Below are 19,671 nucleotides of genomic sequence, written 5' to 3'. Positions count from 1 at the left end.
TGTTCGAACGAATCATCTCGAACGGATCGACTGTCATGCCTCGACGCCTGCTCACCCTGACCGCCGCGCTGGCGCTCGCCGCCCTGGGCGGTTGCAGCGCCACCGGCGTGCTCAACGCCGCCGTCTCGCCAAAGAGCTTCCACGCCGACGACGACATCGCCTACGGCGTCAATCCGCGTCAGAAGCTCGACGTCTACACACCCACCGCCTCCGCGCCGCCGGCCGGCGCGCACGGCCGTCCGATCGTCGTGTTCTTCTATGGCGGCAGCTGGCAAAGCGGCTCGCGCAGCAGCTATCTGTTCGTCGGCGCGGCACTGGCGGCGCGCGGTTTCGTCGCCGTGGTACCGGACTACCGGACGTGGCCGGAAACGGCGTTCCCCGGTTTCGTCGACGACGCCGCCAGCGCCGTGCGCTGGGCACGCGATCACGCCGGCGAATTCGGCGGAGACCCGTCGCGTATCTTCCTGATGGGTCATTCGGCCGGTGCGCATATCGTGATGCTGCTCGCCACCGACGACCGCTATCTTGCCGCGCAGCAGATGAGCAAAAGCGACCTCGGCGGCGTGATCGGCCTGGCGGGTCCGTACGACTTTCTGCCGCTGCACGACGCCACGCTCGAAGCCATTTTCCCGCGTGCGTTGCGCGCCGCGAGTCAGCCGATCAACTTCGTGCAGGGCGACGAACCGCCGATGTTCCTCGCCGCCGGCGAGCGCGACACGACCGTCGACCCAGGCAACACGGACCGGTTGGCGGCGAAGCTGCGTTTGGCGGGGGATAAGGAGGTGGAGGTCAAGCACTATCCGCGCGTCGGCCACGCGTTGCTGGTGGGAGCCATTGCCGGACCGTTGCGGGGTTTTGCGCCGGTGCTCGACGATAGCGTGGCGTTTATCAACAGCCAGGCGACGACGGCGATGCGGCGGGAAGGTGCGACGCGGGCGGCTGATGTGGCGTCACCGTCGGCACCGGTTTCGCAGTCGTCCGGGTCGTCCGGCAACGTGATTCAAATGCGGCGCCGGACCAGGGCCGAGGAGATGCCCTGCGAGGCGACGCCGGCTGCAACCTCGATCGTCGCGGCGGCTTGTCCGAAACACGGCACGCCAGGTCACGGCGACTAGGCGCCCTACTCCCCGATGCCTAGCAAATGCTTGCGCAAGGTCGGCGCACGCGTCGACGGATCGAGCCAGATACCGAAGAACGCACGCGCGAACGCGGGATCGTCGAACTCCCCCGTCATGCGATCGCCCGCATAAAAGCGCACGCCCTTATCCGGCAGATTGACCGCGCTCAACTGATCGCCGGGCGCGACATCCACGAAAGCCTGCATCATGTCCGCGCGCCAGCGCGCTAATGTCTCGGCGGGAATCGGCGCATCGGCCAGACGTTTGATCTCGCCGATGCCCGTCTCCGCCAGCCGCTCACGCTTGATGCCGCGCGTATAGACAATGTGCAACGCGAAGCGCTCGTCGTAATCGACCGGCGTGCGTTCGCTCCACAGTTGCGCGCGGTACAGCCGGAAACCGAACACGGTGAAATCCCCTTCGCCGACGAGTTTCGCCGACTGCACGTCGCCGCGCCAATCGGCGCAGGCCGCGCTGGTCCACAACACCAGCAGCAAAACGGCGAGCTTGCGCATGTCAGTCCGCCCGGGCGAGCACGAACTGCATCACGTCTGTACGCCCTTCGTCGAAGCCGGCCTCGCAATACGCCAGATACAGCCGCCAGGTCCGCACGAAAATTTCGTCGAAGCCTTGCGTTCTGATCGTATCGAGTTGCGCTTCGAACGCGCCGCGCCAGCGGCGCAAGGTCTCGGCATAATCACGGCCGAATGCCAGCGACGTCGACGCCACCAGCTTGCCGTGCCGCGCCGCGTCGATAAAACGCTGCGGACTCGGCAGCATACCGCCCGGAAAAATGAATTCGCGGATGAAGTCGCTGGTCGCACGATACTGGGCGAAGTGCGAGTCGTCGATCGTGATGGTTTGCACCACCGCGCGCGCGCCGGGCAGCAGACGCTCACGCAGCATGCCGAAGTACGTCGGCCAGAATTTCTCGCCGACGGCCTCGAACATTTCAATCGAGACGATGCCGTCGTATTGCCCAGTCAGGGTCCGGTAGTCACGCAGTTCGAGTTGCACGCGGTCGTCGAGACCGGCCTCGCGCACGCGCAGGCGACCAAATTCGAGCTGTGCCGGCGAGATCGTCACGCCATGTACGTGAATACCTTGGCGCGCCGCATGCATCGCGAAACCGCCCCAGCCGCAGCCGATTTCCAGAATCCGCATGCCCGCGCGCAAGCCGAGCGTATCGATGATGCGTTGATACTTCGCGTGCTGCGCGTCTTCGAGCGATTGATGGAAATCGCCGTCGAACACCGCGCTCGAATACGTGAAAGTCGGATCGAGCCACTGCGCGTAAAACGCGTTGCCGATGTCGTAGTGCGCGTGAATATTGCGCCGGCTGCCCGAGCGCGTATTCGGCCGCAGCTTGTGACGCAACCCGTACCAGAGTTGCGCCAGCCAGCCGCCATACACCGTGCGTTGCAGCGCGCGTTCGTTGCGAATCGCGACGCGCAGCAGCGCGGCGAGATCCGGCGTATCGACCCAGAACGAACGCCATGCGTCGGCGAAACCGATGTCCCCCTTGCGCAGAATCGCACCGCACGCGCGCCAATCGCGCAACTCCAGGCGTGCGCCCGGCGCCGCGTGCGGATCGCCGAACACGCGCGGCTGACCGTCGGGCGTGACCAGCACCAGATGCCCGACCTGAATCCGTTCGAGCAGGGACAGAAACAGACGGGCTGACGCGGGGGCGGATTGGTGCCCGCTCAGGGTTCGGGAAAGCGCCATGGCGGAATCTCCTCAATCGGACGAAATGGAACGCGCAGCGGTGGACGGTTGGCCCGCTGCGGTGGGGTCGGTGGATGCGTCGGCATGGCGCCCCGGCGCGGGAGTTTTGCCGTGGAACGGCGCTTTCTTCAGCACGAGGCGCACGGCCTGCCAATGAATTCTGGCGACGACGCCGAGCGTCAGCAGCGGCTGGCGCAGCAATGCGCCGAGCGCGCTGGCGCGCGTCAGCGGTTGCAGATGGCCACCCAGCGCGGTGCGGATCAGCAAACCGTCGGCGTCGCGGTAGTCGATCGCGACCGACGCGTGGTGCCGCGTCTCCCTGACACGAAACGTGTAACCACCTTCCACGCGGCAAAACGGCGACACGTGCAGCACTTTTCTGCACATGAGCTGCGTCTGTGCGGTGATCGGCGCGTTGCCTTCGGCGCTCAACAGGTAGCTGTGACGCGCGCCGAAGGTGTTGCGAACTTCGGCTAGTAGCGCGCGCAGATTGCCGTCGTGGTCGTGACAGAACCAGAAGCTCACCGGATTGAATGCGTAACCGAACACCCGCGGGAACGCTTGCAGGTAGATCTTGCCGTCCGCTTCGTCGATGCCCGCCGCCGATAGTTGCGCGCGCATCCACACGGCGAGATCGCTGCCGTCGCGCGGACCGTGGTCGCGCGTGTGCAGACTGAGCGGCCGCCAGCGGTCGATGCCGAACCAGCCGCTCGCGAGCGTCCCCAAGCGGTCCAGATCGCAACGCACGTAGAACACCGGATACGTGAAGCGATGCGGCTTCGGCCGCAGACGCTCGTGCATCACCTGCCCGGTCAGGAGCCAGGCGGCTGGATCGGCGCTGGCGCGGTCGGGACTCATAGCTTCGCCCATGCGGGTGAAGCGTCGAAATCGGCGGCAACGCGCAGCGCCGACTTCAGACCGTCCTCGTGAAAACCGTAACCCGTCCAGGCGCCCGCGAACCACGTGCGGCGCTTGCCTTGCAACTGCGGCAGACGGTGCTGCGCATCGATCGCGGCCAGATCGAACAGCGGATGGTCGTAGACGAAGCGGCGCAATTCGGTGCCGGGCGCGGGGGGCGTCACGGGATTCAGCGTGACGACCAGTGGCGTTCCAAACGGCAGCGGCTGCAACTGGTTCACCAGATAGCTGACGCACACCGGATGCGTACCGTCCACCCGGCGGTTCCCCAGGTAATTCCAAGCCGACCAGACGCGTTGCCGGCGCGGCAGCAGACTCGTATCGGTATGCAGCACGGCCACGTTCGGCTGATAGCGCACGGCGCTCAGCACGTCGCGCTCGTCCTGGTCGGCGTCTTCCAGCAAACGCAGCGTGGTCGGCGCGTGGGTGGCGAGCACCACCGCGTCGAAGCGCTGCGTGCTGTAGTCGGTAAAAATGTCGACGCCTTGCGCGTCACGCCGCACTCCGCGGACAGCGGTGTCGATGCGCACGTCGGTCAGCGTGTCGACAATGCGGCGCACGTATTCACGTCCACCGCCGACCACCGTGCGCCACTGCGGACGCCGGTTCACCTGCAGCAACGCATGGTTCAGGCAGAAACGCAGGAAGGTGGTGGCCGGGAACGCGAGAATGTCCGCGGTCGCGCTCGACCAGATCGCAGCGGCCATCGGCAGCAGATAGTGACGCTGGAACGCGCCGCCGTAGCCGCCGGCCGTCAGCAGTTCGCCCATCGAGGCGCGCGTTTGTGTCGCCAGTTCGAGGTTCTGCTGGGCGCTGCCGTTAAAACGCATGATGTCGCGCAGCATGCCGATGAAGCTCGGTGAGAACAGGTTGCGGCGCTGCGCGAACACGGTGTTCAGATTGGTGCCGGCCCATTCGAGGCGGCCTTCATCGAGCGAGACCGAGAAGGTCATTTCGCTCGGGTGCGACTGCACGCCCAGTTCGGCGAATAGCGCGATCAGATTCGGGTAGGTGCGGTCGTTGAACACCAGAAAGCCGGTGTCGACGGGATGCGTGTGGCCTTCGAGCGTGACGTCGACGGTATTGGTGTGACCGCCAACGTAGCCGGCCGATTCGAACAGCGTGACCTGATGGTTGCGTGCCAGCAAATAAGCGCTGGCGAGGCCCGAAATGCCGCCGCCGATAACCGCGACCCGCGAGCCGCGCGGTAGTGGGGTGGTCGGTGCGGGGTGGGTCATGGGCGCGTCTCCTGATCGGGGGGCGCGCGGTTGGTGAATGGGATGTGGCGGGGGTTGCGCGTCCTTGAGGGGATTTACGCAACGCGGACCGGAATGGATGCAGGCGGGGCGGAATTAGGGGGCTGATTCTGTGATGTGAAATGGGCGCAGCGGGGTAACCCGCATGCGCCCATTTCACGGCTCGGCGTGTCGGTCTCGCGCCGGGCGGCGCGAGACCGCTGGCGAGACCAGGCTACTTCGATGCATCGACGCGCGTTTATGCGTTTTAGCGCAGCGGAATGATCAGATGCTGGCCGATCAGGATCAGATTGGGGTTTGGCAGGTTGTTGCGCTTCTGCACGTCCACATAACGCGCGCCGCTGCCCAACTGGCTAAGGGCGATGGCGTTCAGCGTGTCGCCCGACCGCACCACGTAGGTCTTCTCGCCGCCGCTTGCCGCGGTGGTCAGCACCTGATCGCTGATGAAATATTTGCGCAGCAGGTCGAGATACGCCGGCGTCTGCTTGACCTTGGCGATGGCCGAGTTCAGATAGATCAGCAGCGCGCTGTCTTCCTTGCGCACGCCGACCTTGTACGAGAGGTTCGAGCCGTCGAGTTTGGTCACCGCGAACTTCAGGTCGGTGCCCTTGATCTCCGCGACGCCGAACGGATAGTCGTAGACGATCGCGTCGACCTGATGGCCGTCGAGGAAGTGCGCCATCCACGAGCGCTGCCCTTCGATGCTCGCATCCGACAACTCGACGATCTTGCTGTTCGGGAAGGCTTTCTCCACGAACGCCTTCACGTCCGGGTCGCCTTGCAGCACGCCGATCGTCTTACCCGCCAGGTCCGCCGCGGAACGCACCGGCGAACCCTGCGCGACGATCAGCGAATAACCGAAGTCTTCGACGTACGGAATCGAATACACGACGCCGCTCGGCGTGTTGTCGGGGAAGGTCAGGCCGTCCATCGCGACATCGACAACCGCGTTGCCCTGCTGGTCGGTTTTCGTGAGCTGATCGGGGACCGCGGGGTACGTGTCCACGCCGTGGTGCGTGTCGACGGTGATGGTCGCGTGATCGCCCGAGGTGAACTCTTTCTGCGCGAACAGCAGGCGGGCGAAGTCGACGTTGAAGCCTTGCGGCTTGCCGTTGTCTTCCGAGTAGAACGGCCGCGACGGATTCTCGACGCTGACGCGCACCACACCGTTGCTCAGGATCGACTTCAGCGTGTCCTTGTTGGGCACGAAGCCGTCCGGATTGTTGGCCACCGGCGGGGTCGCGGCCGTGGTGGCGCCGCTGTTGCTGTTATTGCTATTGCCGCTGCTGCTGTTGCCTGCGTTATTGCCCGCGTTGTTGCCGGTGTCGATGCCGTTCACCGTGGTGGAATCTTTGTTACCGCCCTGCCCGTAGTTGAGGGTTTTCAGGCCGCCTTCGTGGATGTACCAACCAGCCGCCAGCAAGATCAGGAATAGAACCGAACCCAGAATTTTCTTCATTTTTGGTCGAATCGAGTTATCGGAGAGTGCAGCAGTGCGCCGGGCTTAGTGCGGCGCCGTCGGCGAGCCGATTTGCGGGGCGGGGGGCGTGAGCGTGCCCATTTCGGTGGCGGCCTTCGCCTGCTGCACTTCGGCGCTTTCCATCAGCGAGGTTTCCATTTCGGAAAACGCCTTGTTGACCGAGTTCATGACCGAATCGAGCGCGGCGTCGGTTTTGATTTGCGCGAAGGTGTCGCTGGTTTGCATGCCGGCGATCTTGTTCATGCGTTGCGCGGACTGCGACATATCCCACAGTGCCTTGGCGCGATCGATCGCGTCGGCGAAACGCTTGAGTTCGTCCTGCACCTGTTTATAGCGGCCCTCGCGAAACGCGAGCAGCTTTTTCATGGTCGCCAGCTGGTTTTCGAAACGCGCCGCGTCTTCCGGATATTGCTTTTTGAATTGCGCGGTTTTGTCTTCGAAGTTTTTTACTTCGGTACGGAAATCGGTGATGCTTTTCTTGAAGCGCTCGGCGCCTTCCTGTTTGTCGGCCAGTTCGTTGTAGAGCGTTTCTATGGGATTGGATTTCGCCTCGTTCACGAACATCTTGACCTTCTGGTTCGCGAACTTCATGGCGAGCACGGGACCGAAGTTGATCGCGGCGAGACCGATGACCGCGGCGAGAATCAGGCCGACGAGGCCTTTGACCAGCAGGATGGCGAGCGGCGCGCCGATGGCGATGCACAACCCGATAATCGACCACTTGATGAGCTTGTACTTCGTGCTGCTTTTGGTCGCGTCAACGACCGTATTGCCGACTGACATGTGAATCCCCTTTTGAAGCCTGTTTTACAAAGCTGCATTTGCAAAAAAACTTACGGGACCTCTGCGTGGCTGATGAAGCTGGTGTGGCTTTATTACTTTGCAGTTGCGAGCTGGGTTTTTGGACTTCAGCAGGCAAACGCGGTATGACTTTACAACCACTCAGGCAAGGGGGGAAGTGGGGGTGGTTTGGGCGTGCGATTGGAAAGGGTTTCCAGAAATTCAACGCGCGCCGATGCTGACGAAATCGCGTCGATCATATTTCAAAATACTTTCACCGATGTTTCAGGTCGTGACGCGATCTTCCGATACGTCACGCCCACGTCGATTACCGCCTGCGCGCGTGGCGTGGGACGCCGCGGCGCGTCGCTCATGCCGAAGCTTTCGCCGGCGCGGCGAGCCATTCGCGGCCCTTCAGCAAACCGTTCCAGTACAACCACGGAAGAAAACCCGACTTCAGATGCCAGGCAAGCGCGCGCGGCACCGTTGGCTCGAGCGGGAATGTGGGTAGCAACTTGCCGCCGTAGCCGAATTCCGCCAGCACGACTTTGCCCCTCTCGACCGTCAGCGGACAGGCGCCGTATCCATCGTATTGAACGGGCAATGGTTTGGCGTCGATCGACGCCAGCAGGTTTTCCGCAACGACCACGATCTGTTTGCGAACGGCCGCGGCCGTTTTGGCGTTGGGCGCGGAACAGGCGTCGCCAAGGGCAAACACTTCCGGATAGCGTGGATGCATCAGCGTTGCGTGATCGACTTCGCACCAGCCGGCCTTGTCGGCTAACACGCTGGTGCTGACCACGGACGGCGGAAGTTGCGGCGGGACCACGTGCAGCATGTCGAACGGCTTCTCGACACGAACAACGCCACCCGTCTCGTCCTTCACGGCGAACGTGGCGATCTTGCGAGCGCCGTCGACGCCGATCAGATTCGAACCGAACGCGAGCGACGCCTGATAGCGCTCCACGTATTTCATCAACGACGGTACGAATGCCGCCACGCCGAACAACACGTCACCGGCCAGATTGAACTCGACCTTTACCTTTTCGAGCACGTGCTGCTTGCGCCAGTAATCGCACGACAGATACAGCGCTTTTTGCGGCGCGCCCGCGCATTTGATCGGCATGCCCGGTTGCGTAAAAAGCGCCTTGCCGCCCTTCAACTCGCGGACCAGTTGCCAGGTGTACGGTGCGAGATCGAAACGATAGTTCGATGTCACGCCGTTTTTGCCCAGCGTCTCTTCCAGCCCTTCGATCTTTTCCCACGCGAGCCGCAAGCCGGGACACACGATCAGACGCCGGTAAGCGAGCGTGCTCCCGTTGTCGAGCCGAACGAGGTGCTGCTCGGGTTCGATGGCGTTGGCGCTCGCCCGTATCCACTGCGCGCGCTCCGGCATGACGGACGACATGGGCCGCACGGTGTCGTTGATATTGAATGCGCCGCCGCCGACCAGCGTCCACGCCGGCTGATAGAAATGGCGGTCCGCCGGTTCGACGATGGCGATGCGCAACCCCGGACGACGGCGCAGCAAGCTCGCCGTCACGCCTATACCTGCGGCGCCGCCGCCGATTACCACGACGTCGAACGTTTCCGTGTTGTCTGACGCTGCTGCAGTCGTACTCATCGCGATACCTTTGCTTCCGGAGGGTGGGTTTATGCGGGTCGACACTTTACAGCGGCGGTCGATGCCGTTGTCAGGCGGATAGGTTCGCCACGCGCCGTTAATCGTTATTCAATGACATTTATATCTCGAGCCGGCATTCTAACGTATGGGACGCGTGATAACGATTTCATCGACCCATTAATATTTTATATATAGCCATGACGCATTTTTTATTTTATTTGTAAATATAAGACAACGCTCACTCGCCCCCTACCCTACCGCCCTCATAAAAAGTAGCAGAAATTAATATTGCGACGAATCGATGTATTAAGATGCATTTAAAATGCGTCATTCTTTCAATAAATTTATGCCGAATACGTACCAATTACGTAGTTTCCACGGATACGCCGACGCTCTTTTATTGCCATAATTATCAAGACGTCGCGCATTGCTTTCGGGCCGGTACGAAACAGACGAATTGCAGCCAGACGAGGAGGCGCGCGGACTTTATATGCCTCACGCATTTATCTGCGCAACACGAGCGACACATGAAAAAGAATCTCAAATTCCGCATCGGCTCTAGCTGGCTGTGTATCGAGAATGGCGACGAATCCGCGCCCGAATATCCGGATTCAGTGTCGGTCGTCCTGCGACAAAATCAATCGAACGGGCAGCCCGGCCGCCGTATCGAGATAACACCGCGCGTGCAGCGCAACGCAATCCTCGCACTGAGCCTGCGCTTACTCGATCTGGCAGGTCGCATGACACCGGAAACGCCCTCGCACAGCCAATCGATTTCTGGCGACGAACCGTCGCGGAGCTTGCTAGACGACCTCGATGCAATGGATGTCGAACTCGTCGAAAGCCTGCCGCACGAAGAGCCCGTCGATTTCGCGCGCGACGTGTCGCAGAGCGCGAAGCGCCTGCGTAAGCGCATGCCGATCCTGCGCGCCGCACAAAGCGTGCTGGAGCAGTGCGACGACGAGACCGCCACCCGTCTTTATCTGATGCTCGTGGCAGCGGATATGGACGGCCGCCTGCCGTCGGTGCGTGTGCCCATCGTTGCCGAGTCCAGCTGGTCGCCCTGTTTCGAACAGTGCGTGAGAACGCCGGATACGACAGAACACTGAAAATCATCAAATCGATGCGTATTTAATCCATAGGGCATCGTTAGTTGATCGCGGATAGCAACACCATGTAATCTGCAATCCGTCCGCCCGATTGAGCAAGACTCGGAGCACCCAAGACTCACCGTGGTTTTTTGCGTAAGACCGACCATGAAATCCGATAGTGCAATTATCAGCTTCATAGAGAATTTTCCGGTCTCCGCCAGCCTCAAGGAAGCGGACACCGGAAAATACATTATTAATAATAGATACAATTCACGGCAATTCGGCGTCGAGAATCCTGCGGAGCTCGTCGGCCTGACAATCAATGACCTGAAATTCTGTCAGCCGGAATGGGGCGCGCAATACGCAGCCGCGATTCAAAAGCTTGATTTCCGTGCGCGCGAAAAGAAAACCCATGTACTCGGCAGGCATCAATTTCTCGACGACAGCGGCGAAGCCCAGCTCGAAGAAATGGTCAAATTCCCGGTGCTCGGTTCCCGAAAAAATATTCTGGGCATCGTGACCTATCGGAACGACATTACGCCCACGTTGCCGCCCAACAGCCTCTACCAGCTCTACCTGAACTTTTACGACGTCACGAGTGCGATCAAGCGTGTGCTGGCGTGCCTCGAGATCGTTCAATACTTCGCCACGCTCCCTACCGATGCCCAGTTCCGGGTTTTCCTCTTAAAGACTGAGCGGCTTGCCAACAAGGAAATCGCCAAGTTTCTCGGCACGTCGGACCGGACGGTGGAAACCCATCTGGACGCTCTGCGCAACAAGGTAGTCGACGGCAATCTGCCCCACGTCCTATCCCTCGTCAAATGGCATACCCCCTACGCATCCGATTCAACCCCCTCCTGAGAATTGCGCTCACCGCCAATCTTTTCGAGTGGTACGAATTCTCGCTGACTGCTTTCATGGCGCTTGAAATCGGCCGGCTATTCTTTCCCGCCGCCAACGACAAGACGGCGCTCATGCTGAGTTTTTCGGTGTTCGCGAGCAGTTACCTGGCGCGACCTTTCGGTAGCGTCTTTTTCGGCGTGCTGGGCAATCGATTCGGCGCCGGGACGGCACTCAGATTCAGCATGATCGGCATGGCGATTCCAGCGTCGCTGATCGCGTTTCTGCCGACCTATCAAACGGCCGGCTATCTCGCCACGGGGCTGCTGATTGCCCTGAAAATACTGCAAGGTTTCGCGGCCGGCGGTGAGTTGCCGTTGAGCGGCTATTTTGTGTCGCTCAACGTGAGGGATAAAAATCGCGGGCTTTACTGCGCGGTGGTCGTGGCGAGCGGCTTTGTCGGTATGTTGCTGGCGTCGGGAATCGTTCTGGCTCTGTCCTACTGCAGCGCGATGCTGCAACGCTTACCGGCAGCGGTTCGCGGCGGCTATCTCGCCGAGGTATGGCGCTGGCCATTTCTGCTGTGCATTCCCCTGTCGCTGTGGATTTATTCGCTCCGGTCTTCGATTTCGACAAAGCCGGGCGATCAGGCTCATCGTGTGTGGCATGCACGACCCCTGTTGCCCTTGATACAAGCCATTGTTCTGGTGGCGTTCATGGAGGCGCATCTTTATACGGCGTTTGTCTGGTTGCCGGGCTATTTGCGCACCTATCTCGGCGTGTCGAGCTTCGACGCTCATTCAACCAACGTGATTACGCTGGTGATTTTTTCGCTGTCGATGGTCGCGGCAGGTTTTGCCACGCGCTGGATACTGGCGTCGAGGCTCGCCCTCATCGGTATCGTGTCTCTGGTTTGCAGCAGTTATCCGCTGTTCGCGCTTCTGCAGCGCGGTGATTTTCTGACGCTGCTGCTGGTGCAGGCGGCATTTGCCGTCATGGCGGGTTGCCTGGTCGGCGTGATTTTCGTTGTTCTGCCCGACCTGTTTAAAGACAACTGGCGCAGTTTTGGTATGGTGACCACCTATTCACTCGCCACCGCGGTTTTTGGTGGAACAGCGCCTGTTGTGGGTGCGTATCTGATCAAGGTGACGCATTGGCTAACCGCGCCCGCGCTGTATATCACGGCGATGGGGGTGCTGGCGGCACCGGTCGCATATAGCATTTGCCGGAAGCAACGGAGCCCGATTCATGCCGCCGTTGATGCGATCGAGGCCGAACCACGACGTGCGTCGTCATCGATTGTTTAACGCTTTTCGCTGAGCTTTAATGAGTCATCCAACGCAGTTACCGCAGACGTTTCTGGTCACGCCTGAGCCAGTGGCTGGCAAACCTTTTAGCGACTTTATTGCGTGCCTGGAACGCAGCCTCGAAGCGGGCGTTCGTTTGGTGCAGTTGCGCGCCAAGACGCTGGCCGCGCCGCAGTATGCCGGGTTGGCCGAACAGGCGCTGGCGTGCTGCCGGCGCCACGATGCGCGCTTGCTGTTGAATGCGCCGCCCGATGTCGCGCTCGCCGTACAGGCCGATGGTGTTCATCTCACAAGTACTCGGCTGATGGCCGCTACTAGCCGGCCATTACCGTCAGGGCTGCTGGTTTCGGCTGCATGCCATGACGAGCATCAGGTGCTTCACGCGAATCGGATAGGTGCGGACTTGCTGACCATCTCGCCCGTCATGCCGACGGCGACGCATACGACGGCCACGCCGCTGGGCTGGCCGCGTTTTCGTGAACTGGTGGCGCTGACCGCGATCCCGGTTTATGCGTTGGGAGGGATGAGCGTTGATAGCCTGGAGGAAGCCCGGAAGTCGGGGGCTCAGGGTATTGCGGCGATTCGTTCGCTTTGGGTTGGCGAATAGAGGCGGAGCGTCTTTGGGCAACGGGAAGCGAGGTTGCCGGCCACCAAACAAAAAACCCCGCAAGTCAGAGACTGTGCGGGGTTTTCTGAAGAATCTTGGCGGAAAGGGTGAGATTCGAACTCACGGTACCCCTAAAGGTACACTGGATTTCGAGTCCAGCGCATTCGACCACTCTGCCACCTTTCCGGGTCTTCCAACTTATCAGCGGTGAGGCTGCTTTGTCAGATCCAAGCGGGTCGTTGCTTGGGAGAGAAAGATTATAGAACAGCTTAATCCGATTTCCAAGCCCCTCGTCAAAAAAACTTCAAAGAGACTTGATCAAGCGATCCGCGGTAGCGGCGACGCCAGCAACATCATCAACCCGCCGCAACCTCCAACCGCTCGGTCCCACCCAAGTACGGACGCAGCGCCGCCGGCACCGTCACCGAACCATCGGCATTCTGGAAATTCTCCAGCACGGCGACCAGCGTACGCCCCACCGCCAGCCCCGAACCGTTCAGTGTATGCACCAGCTCCGGCTTGCCTTGCGCATTGCGGAAACGCGCCTGCATCCGGCGCGCCTGGAACGACTCGGTATTCGAACAGCTCGAAATCTCGCGATACGTGTTCTGCGCCGGCACCCACACTTCGAGGTCGTAAGTCTTCGCCGCCGAGAAGCCCATGTCGCCCGTACACAGCGTGATCACGCGATACGGCAACTCCAGCTTCTGCAGAATCGCTTCCGCATGGCCGACCATCTGCTCCAGCGCCTCATACGACGCATCCGGCGCGACGATCTGCACCATCTCGACCTTGTCGAACTGATGCTGACGGATCAGGCCACGCGTGTCGCGGCCGTACGAGCCCGCTTCCGAGCGGAAGCACGGCGAATGCGCGGTCAGCTTGATCGGCAGCGTGTCGGCTTCGACGATACTGTCGCGCACCGTGTTGGTCAGCGAAATCTCCGACGTGGAGATCAGATATTGCGTGACCGTATTCTCTTCGCCCCCCTTCTCGACGCGGAACATGTCGTCGGCGAATTTCGGCAACTGGCCCGTACCGTACAGAATTTCCGGATTCACGATATACGGCGTGTAAACCTCCGTATAACCGTGCTGCTGCGTATGCGTGTCGATCATGAACTGCGCCAGCGCGCGATGCAGCCGCGCAATCTGGCCGCGCAACATCGTGAAGCGCGCGCCCGACAGCTTCGCGCCGGTCTCGAAGTCGAGGCCGAGCGGCGTGCCGACGTCGACGTGATCCTTCACCTCGAAATCGAACTGACGCGGCGTACCCCAGCGGCGTACTTCCACATTGCCGGCTTCGTCGGCGCCGTGCGGCACGCTTTCGTGCGCGAGGTTCGGCACGCCGAGCAGCAGGTCCGACAGACCCTTCTGAATCTCTTCGAGGCGGGCCGCCGACGCCTTCATTTCGTCGCCGATACCGCCCACTTCGGCCATCAGCGCCGAGGTGTCTTCGCCCTTGCCTTTCATCGCGCCGATCTGCTTCGACAGGCTGTTGCGGCGCGCCTGCATCTCTTCGGTACGGGTCTGGGTGTCGCGGCGTTCCGCTTCGAGCGCGGTGAAAGCCGCCGCGTCGAGGGTATAGCCGCGGTCGGCGAGGCGCTTGGCGACGCCGTCGAGGTCTTTGCGCAGCAGCTGAATGTCGAGCATGGGATGGGGCGGGTGTTCGTTGTATGAAGCTGGGATTTTAACGCACCGGCGCGGGCGGCCGGTGCGTTAGATGGAGAGCGCGTGCGCAATGCAGGCAACGTGTGGCAAAGCTCAGTCCTTCTTCGGCTTGTTCTCGCTGCGCCACTGCGCATCCAGTTCGGCCAGACGCGCCATCTTGTCGCCGATCTTGCCTTCCAGACCGCGCGGCGTCGGCTCGTACCAATGCGGATCGCGCATGTTGTCGGGCAGATAGGTCTCGCCGGCCGCATACGCGTCCGGCTCGTCGTGCGCGTAACGGTATTCATGACCGTAGCCGAGTTCCTTCATCAACTTGGTCGGCGCATTGCGCAGATGCACCGGCACGCCGCGCGACTGATCCTTGCCGACGAACCGCCGCGCTTCGTTGTACGCGTTGTAGCCGGCGTTCGACTTCGGCGCGACCGCCAGATAAATGATCGCCTGCGCCAGCGCCAGTTCGCCTTCCGGCGTGCCGAGGCGCTCGTAGGTTTCGGCGGCGTCGAGCGCGATGCGGGCCGCGCGCGGGTCGGCGAGACCGATATCCTCCCACGCCATCCGCACGATCCGGCGCGCCAGGTAGCGCGGGTCCGCGCCGCCGTCGAGCATGCGGCAGAACCAGTACAGCGCGCCGTCCGGGCTGCTGCCGCGCACCGATTTATGTAGCGCGCTGATCTGGTCGTAGAACGCGTCGCCGCCCTTGTCGAAGCGGCGCAGATTTTCGGCGAGCGCACTGCCGAGCAATGCGCCGTCGATCTCGGTGGTCTTCTGCCGCGCGGCCGCGCGGGCGACGATTTCGAGGTTGTTCAGCAGCTTGCGGCCGTCGCCGTCGGCGGAACCGATCAAGGCATCGCGCGCTTCGTCGGTGAACGTGAGGCCGCCGAGTTCCTGCTGCGCGCGGTCGAGCAACTCGCGCTGCTCGTCGTCGGTGAGGCTTTTCAGCACGTAGACGGCGGCTCGCGAGAGCAATGCGCTGTTCACTTCGAACGACGGATTCTCCGTCGTCGCGCCGACGAACACGAACAGCCCGGATTCGACGTGCGGCAAAAACGCGTCCTGCTGGCTCTTGTTGAAGCGATGCACCTCGTCGACGAACACCAGCGTCTGGTGTCCGTTCGCGCGATGAATCTGCGCGGTCTCGACGGCCTCGCGAATATCCTTTACGCCCGACAACACCGCCGACAACGCGATGAACTCCGCATGAAACGCGTCGGCCATGAGCCGCGCGAGCGTGGTTTTACCGACGCCGGGCGGGCCCCAGAGAATCATCGAATGGGCTTCGCCGGATTCGAACGCGACCCGCAGCGGCTTGTTCGGGCCGAGCAGATGCTTCTGGCCGATCACTTCGTCGATATTGCGGGGCCGCAGGCGTTCGGCGAGCGGAACATTGGCGCGGGTTTCTTCAAACATGACGTATTGGGGATGATCTCGGCTTTTCCGGACGCGGTCCGTGTGAAGGCGGCGGGTTGCCGGATGAATCAGGCCGGCACTTCAGCGTGCAAAGATGCGGGCAAGGTTCTGCATTATGACAGTGACGGCGGCCGGAGGAAGGCCACGCGGATTCGGAAGCCGTAAGCTGATTTATGGATAATCTCGGCTTCGCCGGCCGCTGCCCGACGCCGGCGAGCGGTCGCGCACCGCTCACATCCAGTTAAAAACAGCCGTACAGCAGTCATTTCAGTAATAGAGCAAGCAACACGAACAGGGACAAGACCAGATGGCACAAGATCCAATCGCCGGCGACACCGGTTCCACTTACGCACCGCTCACGCCGGTGCCCGACGCGCGCCGCGCATTCCGCACCGGCGACGCGTTCGCGCTCTGGTTCTCGCTCGGCATCGGCCTGCTGGTCGCGCAAGCAGGCGCGCTGCTGGTGCCGGGTTTGTCGCTGCCCCATGCGTTGCTGGCCATTGCGATCGGCAGCGTGATCGGCGTGGTGCTGCTGGCCCTGGCGGGGGTGATCGGCACCGACACCGGCCTCGCGGCCATGTCGTCGCTGCGGCCGACGCTCGGCGTGCGCGGCGCGTCCGTGCCCGCCGTCCTGAACGCGGTGCAGCTGGTCGGCTGGGGCTCGTTCGAAGTGATCGTGATGCGCGATTCCGCCGACGCGCTCGCCAAACAGTCGTTCGGCCTCTCGATGCCGCTGATCTGGACCGTGGTCTTCGGCTTGCTCGCGACGCTGCTGGCGATCAGCGGACCGCTGTCGTTCGTGCGCAAATTCCTGCGCACCTGGGGCATCTGGTTGCTGCTCGCGGGCGCGGCGTGGCTCACGTACAACCTGCTGGCTAAACACGATCTGGCCGCGCTGATGCGTCGTCCGGGCACGGGCGAGATGTCGTTCGGCGGTGCGATCGATCTGGTGGTGGCCATGCCGTTGTCGTGGTTGCCGCTGATCGCCGATTACACGCGCTTCGGCCGCAAACCCGGCGAGACGTTCCGCGGCACACTGCTCGGCTACGGCATTGCGAACCTGTGGTTCTATGCGCTCGGCGCGATCTACGGCCTCGCGGCCGGCGGCGGCGATGCCTTGCTGACCGGCGCACTGGCCCAGGCCGGCGGCGGCCTCGCGCTGCTGCTGATCCTGATCGACGAAGTCGACAATGCGTTCGCCGACATTCACTCGGCCGCGGTCTCGACCGGTACGTTCTGGACGCGCGGTAGCGTGCCGATGCTGTCGGCCGCATTCGGCGCGCTCTGCACGCTGGTCGCGCTGCTGGTGCCGATGGCGAAGTATCAGAACTTCCTGCTGCTGATCGGCTCGGTGTTCGCCCCGTTATTCGGCGTGGTGCTGGTGGATCACTTCATCGTCCGCAAACGCCGGATCGAAGCCGCCGTGCTCGCCGATCTGCAAGGTCGCTACGGCTTCTCCGGAGGCTGGCATCTGAGCGCATTCGCCGCGTGGGCGATCGGCATCGCGTCGTATCAGGCGATCAATCAATGGCTGCCGAATCTCGGCGCAACGTTGCCTGCGCTGGCGATCGGCGCGCTGTGTTACTACGCGTTGGTATCGGTGCGCAAGACTGCGTATGCGTGAGGGTTGAGGTCACGCTGTAGCGTCGTCTGAAAATGCGAAAAGGCCTGCAAATGCAGGCCTTTTCTACTTTCACGGTACGGTGTGCGGCCTGGCGCGGCTTATCGCGTGGAAGCCCGATACTCGACGCCCGGCAGCACGCACAGCAATTCGAACGCCAGGTTCGCGCCCAGCAACGCGGTCGTGCCGAACGGGTCGTACGGCGGCGCGACTTCCACCAGATCGCAGCCGACGATATTCAGCCCATGCGAGCCGCGAATGATTTCGAGCGCTTGCGGCACTGTCAGCCCCGCGATTTCCGGCGTGCCCGTGCCCGGCGCAAAAGCCGGATCGATCCCGTCGATGTCGAACGTGATGTACACCGGGCCGTCGCCCATGCGTTCACGCACGCGCGCCATCAGCGGCGCCAGCGACTGGTTCCAGCACGCCTCGGCCTGCACGACCTCGAAGCCCTGATCGCGGCACCAGTCGAAGTCTTCCGCCGCGTAACCCGTGCCGCGCAAACCGATCTGCACGACACGCTCGCAATCGAGCAGGCCTTCTTCGACCGCGCGGCGAAACGGCGTGCCGTGCGCGATCTTCTCGCCCATCATCGTGTCGTTGACGTCGGCGTGGGCGTCGACGTGAATCAGGCCGACCTTGCCATGCTTGCGATGAATCGCGCGCAGGATCGGCAGCGCGATGGTGTGGTCGCCGCCCAGCGTGATCGGCTTGCAGTCGTGCTGGAGAATTTCGTCGTAGGCGGCTTCGATGCGCGCAATCGAGTCGTGCAGGTTGTACGGATTGATCGCGACGTCGCCGAGATCGGCCACCCGCAGCGAATCGAACGGCGCGGCGCGCGTCGCCATGTTGTACGGGCGCAGCAGCACCGACTCGCTGCGAATCTGGCGCGGCCCGAAACGCGCGCCGGTACGGTTCGAGGTGCCGAGATCGAACGGCACGCCGACGAAGCAGGCGTCGAACCCTTCGGCCGAGCCGACGTTCGGCAGGCGCATCATCGTCGCAATGCCGCCGCAGCGAGGCATGGCGTTACCGGAGAGCGGCTGCGGCCGTTCGCCGGCGTCGGGAGAAATGAAGGAAGAAGGTTTCATCGTGGCTCGGCAATGAAAAGGCGCTGCAAACGGGCTGCGAGCGAAAAACGTGCAAACCGGCCGAGGAGAAAGCAGAAGAAGCGCACCTTGCCGGGCGAATCTGGATTCTTAAGCAGTTTCCCAGAAGTTAAAATACGAACAGAATAAACTTCACATCGATTTTCAACGATGTATCCTGACGCATGTTCTCCCAACTCACCGATCTCGACCTGCGGCTGATCCGCGTATTCCTCGCCATCGTCGACGCGGGCGGCGTGTCGCCCGCTCAGGCGACCCTCAACGTCGGCCAGTCGACCATCAGCACGCAGCTCGCCACGCTGGAAACGCGCCTCGGCTACCGGCTGTGCGAACGCGGCCGCGGCGGCTTCAGCCTGACCGCGCGCGGCGAACAGTTCATCGACGCGGCGCGCGCGTTGCTGGCCGCCGTCGATACGTTCGGCATGCAGGCGCGCAACGTCGGCCGCAAACTGGTCGGCACGCTGGATATCGGCATGATCGGCCATACGCCGGTATCGGCCAGCGCCCGTATCAGCGACGCGATCGGCCGCTTCCGGGCACGCGATCAGTCGGTGCGGTTTTCGATTCTGGTGCGCTCGCCGGGCGAGCTGGAAGAGTTGCTGCTGAATGGCCGGATACAGGTTGGCATCGGCTATTTCTGGCATCGCGTGCCGTCGCTCGAATACACCGAGGTATTCGCCGAAGATCAGCTTGCGTATTGCGCCAAGGGGCATCCGCTGTTCGCGCAGGCAGGCGCGGTGCCGGCCGCCGAGGCTGCGCAGCATGAATGGGCGTGGCGCAGCTATCCGCTGCCCGAAGCCGAAAGTTCGACCACGCCGCAGAACGTGACCGCTGTTGCGGACAATATGGAAGCGGTCGCGATGCTCGTGTTGTCCGGGCATCACCTCGGCTATTTGCCAGGACATTTCGCGGCGCCGTTCGTCAAGCAGGGACTGCTCGCGGCGTTGAATCCGGAGTTGATGCGCTACCGCGTCGCGTTTCATATGGTGACGCGAGGGCGACAGCACCGCACGGATATCGTCGAGGCGTTTATCGACGATATGAAGGCCGCACATCCGGCGCAGGTTTTGGAGGTTGACGAGTAACCTGGCTGTTGCGCGGGGATTCAGTCCGCG

General features: G+C 62.2%; 17 protein-coding genes and 1 tRNA gene. 7 read left to right on the top strand and 11 right to left on the bottom strand.

Features of this window, described 5'->3' with window-relative positions:
* Window positions 1–35: 35 nt before the first annotated feature.
* Window positions 36–1,115 carry an alpha/beta hydrolase gene (locus B0G83_RS11655; RefSeq protein ID WP_105507566.1) on the top strand — a complete coding sequence of 360 codons (1,080 nt, stop codon included), beginning with the start codon at window positions 36–38 and terminating at the stop codon, window positions 1,113–1,115.
* A 5-nt stretch (window positions 1,116–1,120) separates the two neighbouring features.
* On the opposite strand, the gene B0G83_RS11650 is transcribed toward B0G83_RS11655, so the two are convergent.
* From B0G83_RS11650 to B0G83_RS11620, 7 genes are all read right to left on the bottom strand, one after another.
* Window positions 1,121–1,633 carry a chalcone isomerase family protein gene (locus tag B0G83_RS11650; RefSeq protein WP_105507565.1) on the bottom strand — a complete coding sequence of 171 codons (513 nt, stop codon included), beginning with the start codon at window positions 1,631–1,633 and terminating at the stop codon, window positions 1,121–1,123.
* Between the two features lies 1 nt (window position 1,634).
* Entirely contained in the window at window positions 1,635–2,846 is a 1,212-nt protein-coding gene (locus tag B0G83_RS11645; RefSeq protein WP_105507564.1) for a cyclopropane-fatty-acyl-phospholipid synthase family protein, read from the bottom strand.
* Between the two features lie 12 nt (window positions 2,847–2,858).
* A complete protein-coding gene (locus B0G83_RS11640) occupies window positions 2,859–3,704 on the bottom strand; it encodes a DUF1365 domain-containing protein (protein ID WP_105507702.1) in 846 nt (281 codons plus the stop codon).
* The gene (locus B0G83_RS11635; RefSeq protein WP_105507563.1) at window positions 3,701–5,002 is read right to left on the bottom strand and encodes an NAD(P)/FAD-dependent oxidoreductase; all 1,302 of its coding nucleotides are present in this window, start codon (window positions 5,000–5,002) and stop codon (window positions 3,701–3,703) included. Before B0G83_RS11635 ends, B0G83_RS11640 begins: the two co-directional genes overlap by 4 nt.
* 265 nt (window positions 5,003–5,267) lie before the next feature.
* On the bottom strand, window positions 5,268–6,479 hold the full coding sequence (locus B0G83_RS11630; RefSeq protein WP_105507562.1) for a transporter substrate-binding domain-containing protein: 1,212 nt from the start codon (window positions 6,477–6,479) through the stop codon (window positions 5,268–5,270).
* 45 nt (window positions 6,480–6,524) lie between these two features.
* Window positions 6,525–7,283 (bottom strand): hypothetical protein, encoded by a 759-nt coding sequence (locus B0G83_RS11625; RefSeq protein ID WP_181156818.1) that lies wholly within the window; start codon window positions 7,281–7,283, stop codon window positions 6,525–6,527.
* Between the two features lie 367 nt (window positions 7,284–7,650).
* Window positions 7,651–8,904: an FAD/NAD(P)-binding oxidoreductase gene (locus B0G83_RS11620; protein ID WP_105507561.1), complete on the bottom strand. Its 1,254-nt coding sequence runs from the start codon at window positions 8,902–8,904 to the stop codon at window positions 7,651–7,653.
* Window positions 8,905–9,431: 527 nt separating this feature from the next.
* On the opposite strand from B0G83_RS11620, the gene B0G83_RS11615 reads away from it, so the two are divergent.
* From B0G83_RS11615 to B0G83_RS11600, 4 genes are all read left to right on the top strand, one after another.
* Window positions 9,432–10,013: a hypothetical protein gene (locus tag B0G83_RS11615; RefSeq protein ID WP_105507560.1), complete on the top strand. Its 582-nt coding sequence runs from the start codon at window positions 9,432–9,434 to the stop codon at window positions 10,011–10,013.
* Between the two features lie 147 nt (window positions 10,014–10,160).
* Complete coding sequence (locus B0G83_RS11610) at window positions 10,161–10,856, top strand: sigma-70 region 4 domain-containing protein (protein ID WP_105507559.1); 696 nt, start codon at window positions 10,161–10,163, stop codon at window positions 10,854–10,856.
* Window positions 10,817–12,142 (top strand): MFS transporter, encoded by a 1,326-nt coding sequence (locus B0G83_RS11605; protein WP_105507558.1) that lies wholly within the window; start codon window positions 10,817–10,819, stop codon window positions 12,140–12,142. The genes B0G83_RS11610 and B0G83_RS11605 overlap by 40 nt, the downstream gene beginning before the upstream one ends.
* A 19-nt stretch (window positions 12,143–12,161) precedes the next feature.
* Window positions 12,162–12,749: a thiamine phosphate synthase gene (locus B0G83_RS11600; protein WP_105507557.1), complete on the top strand. Its 588-nt coding sequence runs from the start codon at window positions 12,162–12,164 to the stop codon at window positions 12,747–12,749.
* Between the two features lie 96 nt (window positions 12,750–12,845).
* On the opposite strand, the gene B0G83_RS11595 is transcribed toward B0G83_RS11600, so the two are convergent.
* The 3 genes from B0G83_RS11595 to B0G83_RS11585 all read right to left on the bottom strand — a co-directional run bounded on the left by B0G83_RS11595 (window position 12,846) and on the right by B0G83_RS11585 (window position 15,826).
* Window positions 12,846–12,935, bottom strand: a tRNA-Ser gene (locus B0G83_RS11595).
* A 170-nt stretch (window positions 12,936–13,105) separates the two neighbouring features.
* A complete protein-coding gene (serS, locus tag B0G83_RS11590) occupies window positions 13,106–14,401 on the bottom strand; it encodes a serine--tRNA ligase (RefSeq protein WP_105507556.1) in 1,296 nt (431 codons plus the stop codon).
* A 111-nt stretch (window positions 14,402–14,512) separates the two neighbouring features.
* Window positions 14,513–15,826 (bottom strand): replication-associated recombination protein A, encoded by a 1,314-nt coding sequence (locus B0G83_RS11585; protein ID WP_105507555.1) that lies wholly within the window; start codon window positions 15,824–15,826, stop codon window positions 14,513–14,515.
* Between the two features lie 307 nt (window positions 15,827–16,133).
* Between B0G83_RS11585 and cytX the strand changes: the two genes are divergently transcribed.
* Entirely contained in the window at window positions 16,134–17,450 is a 1,317-nt protein-coding gene (cytX, locus tag B0G83_RS11580) for a putative hydroxymethylpyrimidine transporter CytX (protein ID WP_105507554.1), read from the top strand.
* Window positions 17,451–17,548: 98 nt separating this feature from the next.
* On the opposite strand, the gene speB is transcribed toward cytX, so the two are convergent.
* Window positions 17,549–18,538 carry an agmatinase gene (gene speB, locus B0G83_RS11575; RefSeq protein WP_035552395.1) on the bottom strand — a complete coding sequence of 330 codons (990 nt, stop codon included), beginning with the start codon at window positions 18,536–18,538 and terminating at the stop codon, window positions 17,549–17,551.
* A 182-nt stretch (window positions 18,539–18,720) separates the two neighbouring features.
* Between speB and B0G83_RS11570 the strand changes: the two genes are divergently transcribed.
* Window positions 18,721–19,641 (top strand): LysR family transcriptional regulator, encoded by a 921-nt coding sequence (locus B0G83_RS11570; protein ID WP_105507553.1) that lies wholly within the window; start codon window positions 18,721–18,723, stop codon window positions 19,639–19,641.
* The last annotated feature ends 30 nt before the right edge of the window (window positions 19,642–19,671 follow it).

The sequence above is a fragment of the Paraburkholderia sp. BL21I4N1 genome (assembly GCF_002973525.1).
Lineage (GTDB): Bacteria > Pseudomonadota > Gammaproteobacteria > Burkholderiales > Burkholderiaceae > Paraburkholderia.
This window is presented reverse-complemented; position numbering and strand designations above follow the sequence as displayed.

What these genes read in the sequence shown, in the direction of transcription:
- B0G83_RS11655 (WP_105507566.1), top strand. Translation starts at nt 36, where the DNA reads ATGCCTCGACGCCTGCTCACCCTGACCGCCGCGCTGGCGCTCGCCGCC.
- B0G83_RS11650 (WP_105507565.1), bottom strand. Translation starts at nt 1,633, where the DNA reads ATGCGCAAGCTCGCCGTTTTGCTGCTGGTGTTGTGGACCAGCGCGGCC.
- B0G83_RS11645 (WP_105507564.1), bottom strand. Translation starts at nt 2,846, where the DNA reads ATGGCGCTTTCCCGAACCCTGAGCGGGCACCAATCCGCCCCCGCGTCA.
- B0G83_RS11640 (WP_105507702.1), bottom strand. Translation starts at nt 3,704, where the DNA reads ATGAGTCCCGACCGCGCCAGCGCCGATCCAGCCGCCTGGCTCCTGACC.
- B0G83_RS11635 (WP_105507563.1), bottom strand. Translation starts at nt 5,002, where the DNA reads ATGACCCACCCCGCACCGACCACCCCACTACCGCGCGGCTCGCGGGTC.
- B0G83_RS11630 (WP_105507562.1), bottom strand. Translation starts at nt 6,479, where the DNA reads ATGAAGAAAATTCTGGGTTCGGTTCTATTCCTGATCTTGCTGGCGGCT.
- B0G83_RS11625 (WP_181156818.1), bottom strand. Translation starts at nt 7,283, where the DNA reads ATGTCAGTCGGCAATACGGTCGTTGACGCGACCAAAAGCAGCACGAAG.
- B0G83_RS11620 (WP_105507561.1), bottom strand. Translation starts at nt 8,904, where the DNA reads ATGAGTACGACTGCAGCAGCGTCAGACAACACGGAAACGTTCGACGTC.
- B0G83_RS11615 (WP_105507560.1), top strand. Translation starts at nt 9,432, where the DNA reads ATGAAAAAGAATCTCAAATTCCGCATCGGCTCTAGCTGGCTGTGTATC.
- B0G83_RS11610 (WP_105507559.1), top strand. Translation starts at nt 10,161, where the DNA reads ATGAAATCCGATAGTGCAATTATCAGCTTCATAGAGAATTTTCCGGTC.
- B0G83_RS11605 (WP_105507558.1), top strand. Translation starts at nt 10,817, where the DNA reads ATGGCATACCCCCTACGCATCCGATTCAACCCCCTCCTGAGAATTGCG.
- B0G83_RS11600 (WP_105507557.1), top strand. Translation starts at nt 12,162, where the DNA reads ATGAGTCATCCAACGCAGTTACCGCAGACGTTTCTGGTCACGCCTGAG.
- serS (WP_105507556.1), bottom strand. Translation starts at nt 14,401, where the DNA reads ATGCTCGACATTCAGCTGCTGCGCAAAGACCTCGACGGCGTCGCCAAG.
- B0G83_RS11585 (WP_105507555.1), bottom strand. Translation starts at nt 15,826, where the DNA reads ATGTTTGAAGAAACCCGCGCCAATGTTCCGCTCGCCGAACGCCTGCGG.
- cytX (WP_105507554.1), top strand. Translation starts at nt 16,134, where the DNA reads ATGGCACAAGATCCAATCGCCGGCGACACCGGTTCCACTTACGCACCG.
- speB (WP_035552395.1), bottom strand. Translation starts at nt 18,538, where the DNA reads ATGAAACCTTCTTCCTTCATTTCTCCCGACGCCGGCGAACGGCCGCAG.
- B0G83_RS11570 (WP_105507553.1), top strand. Translation starts at nt 18,721, where the DNA reads ATGTTCTCCCAACTCACCGATCTCGACCTGCGGCTGATCCGCGTATTC.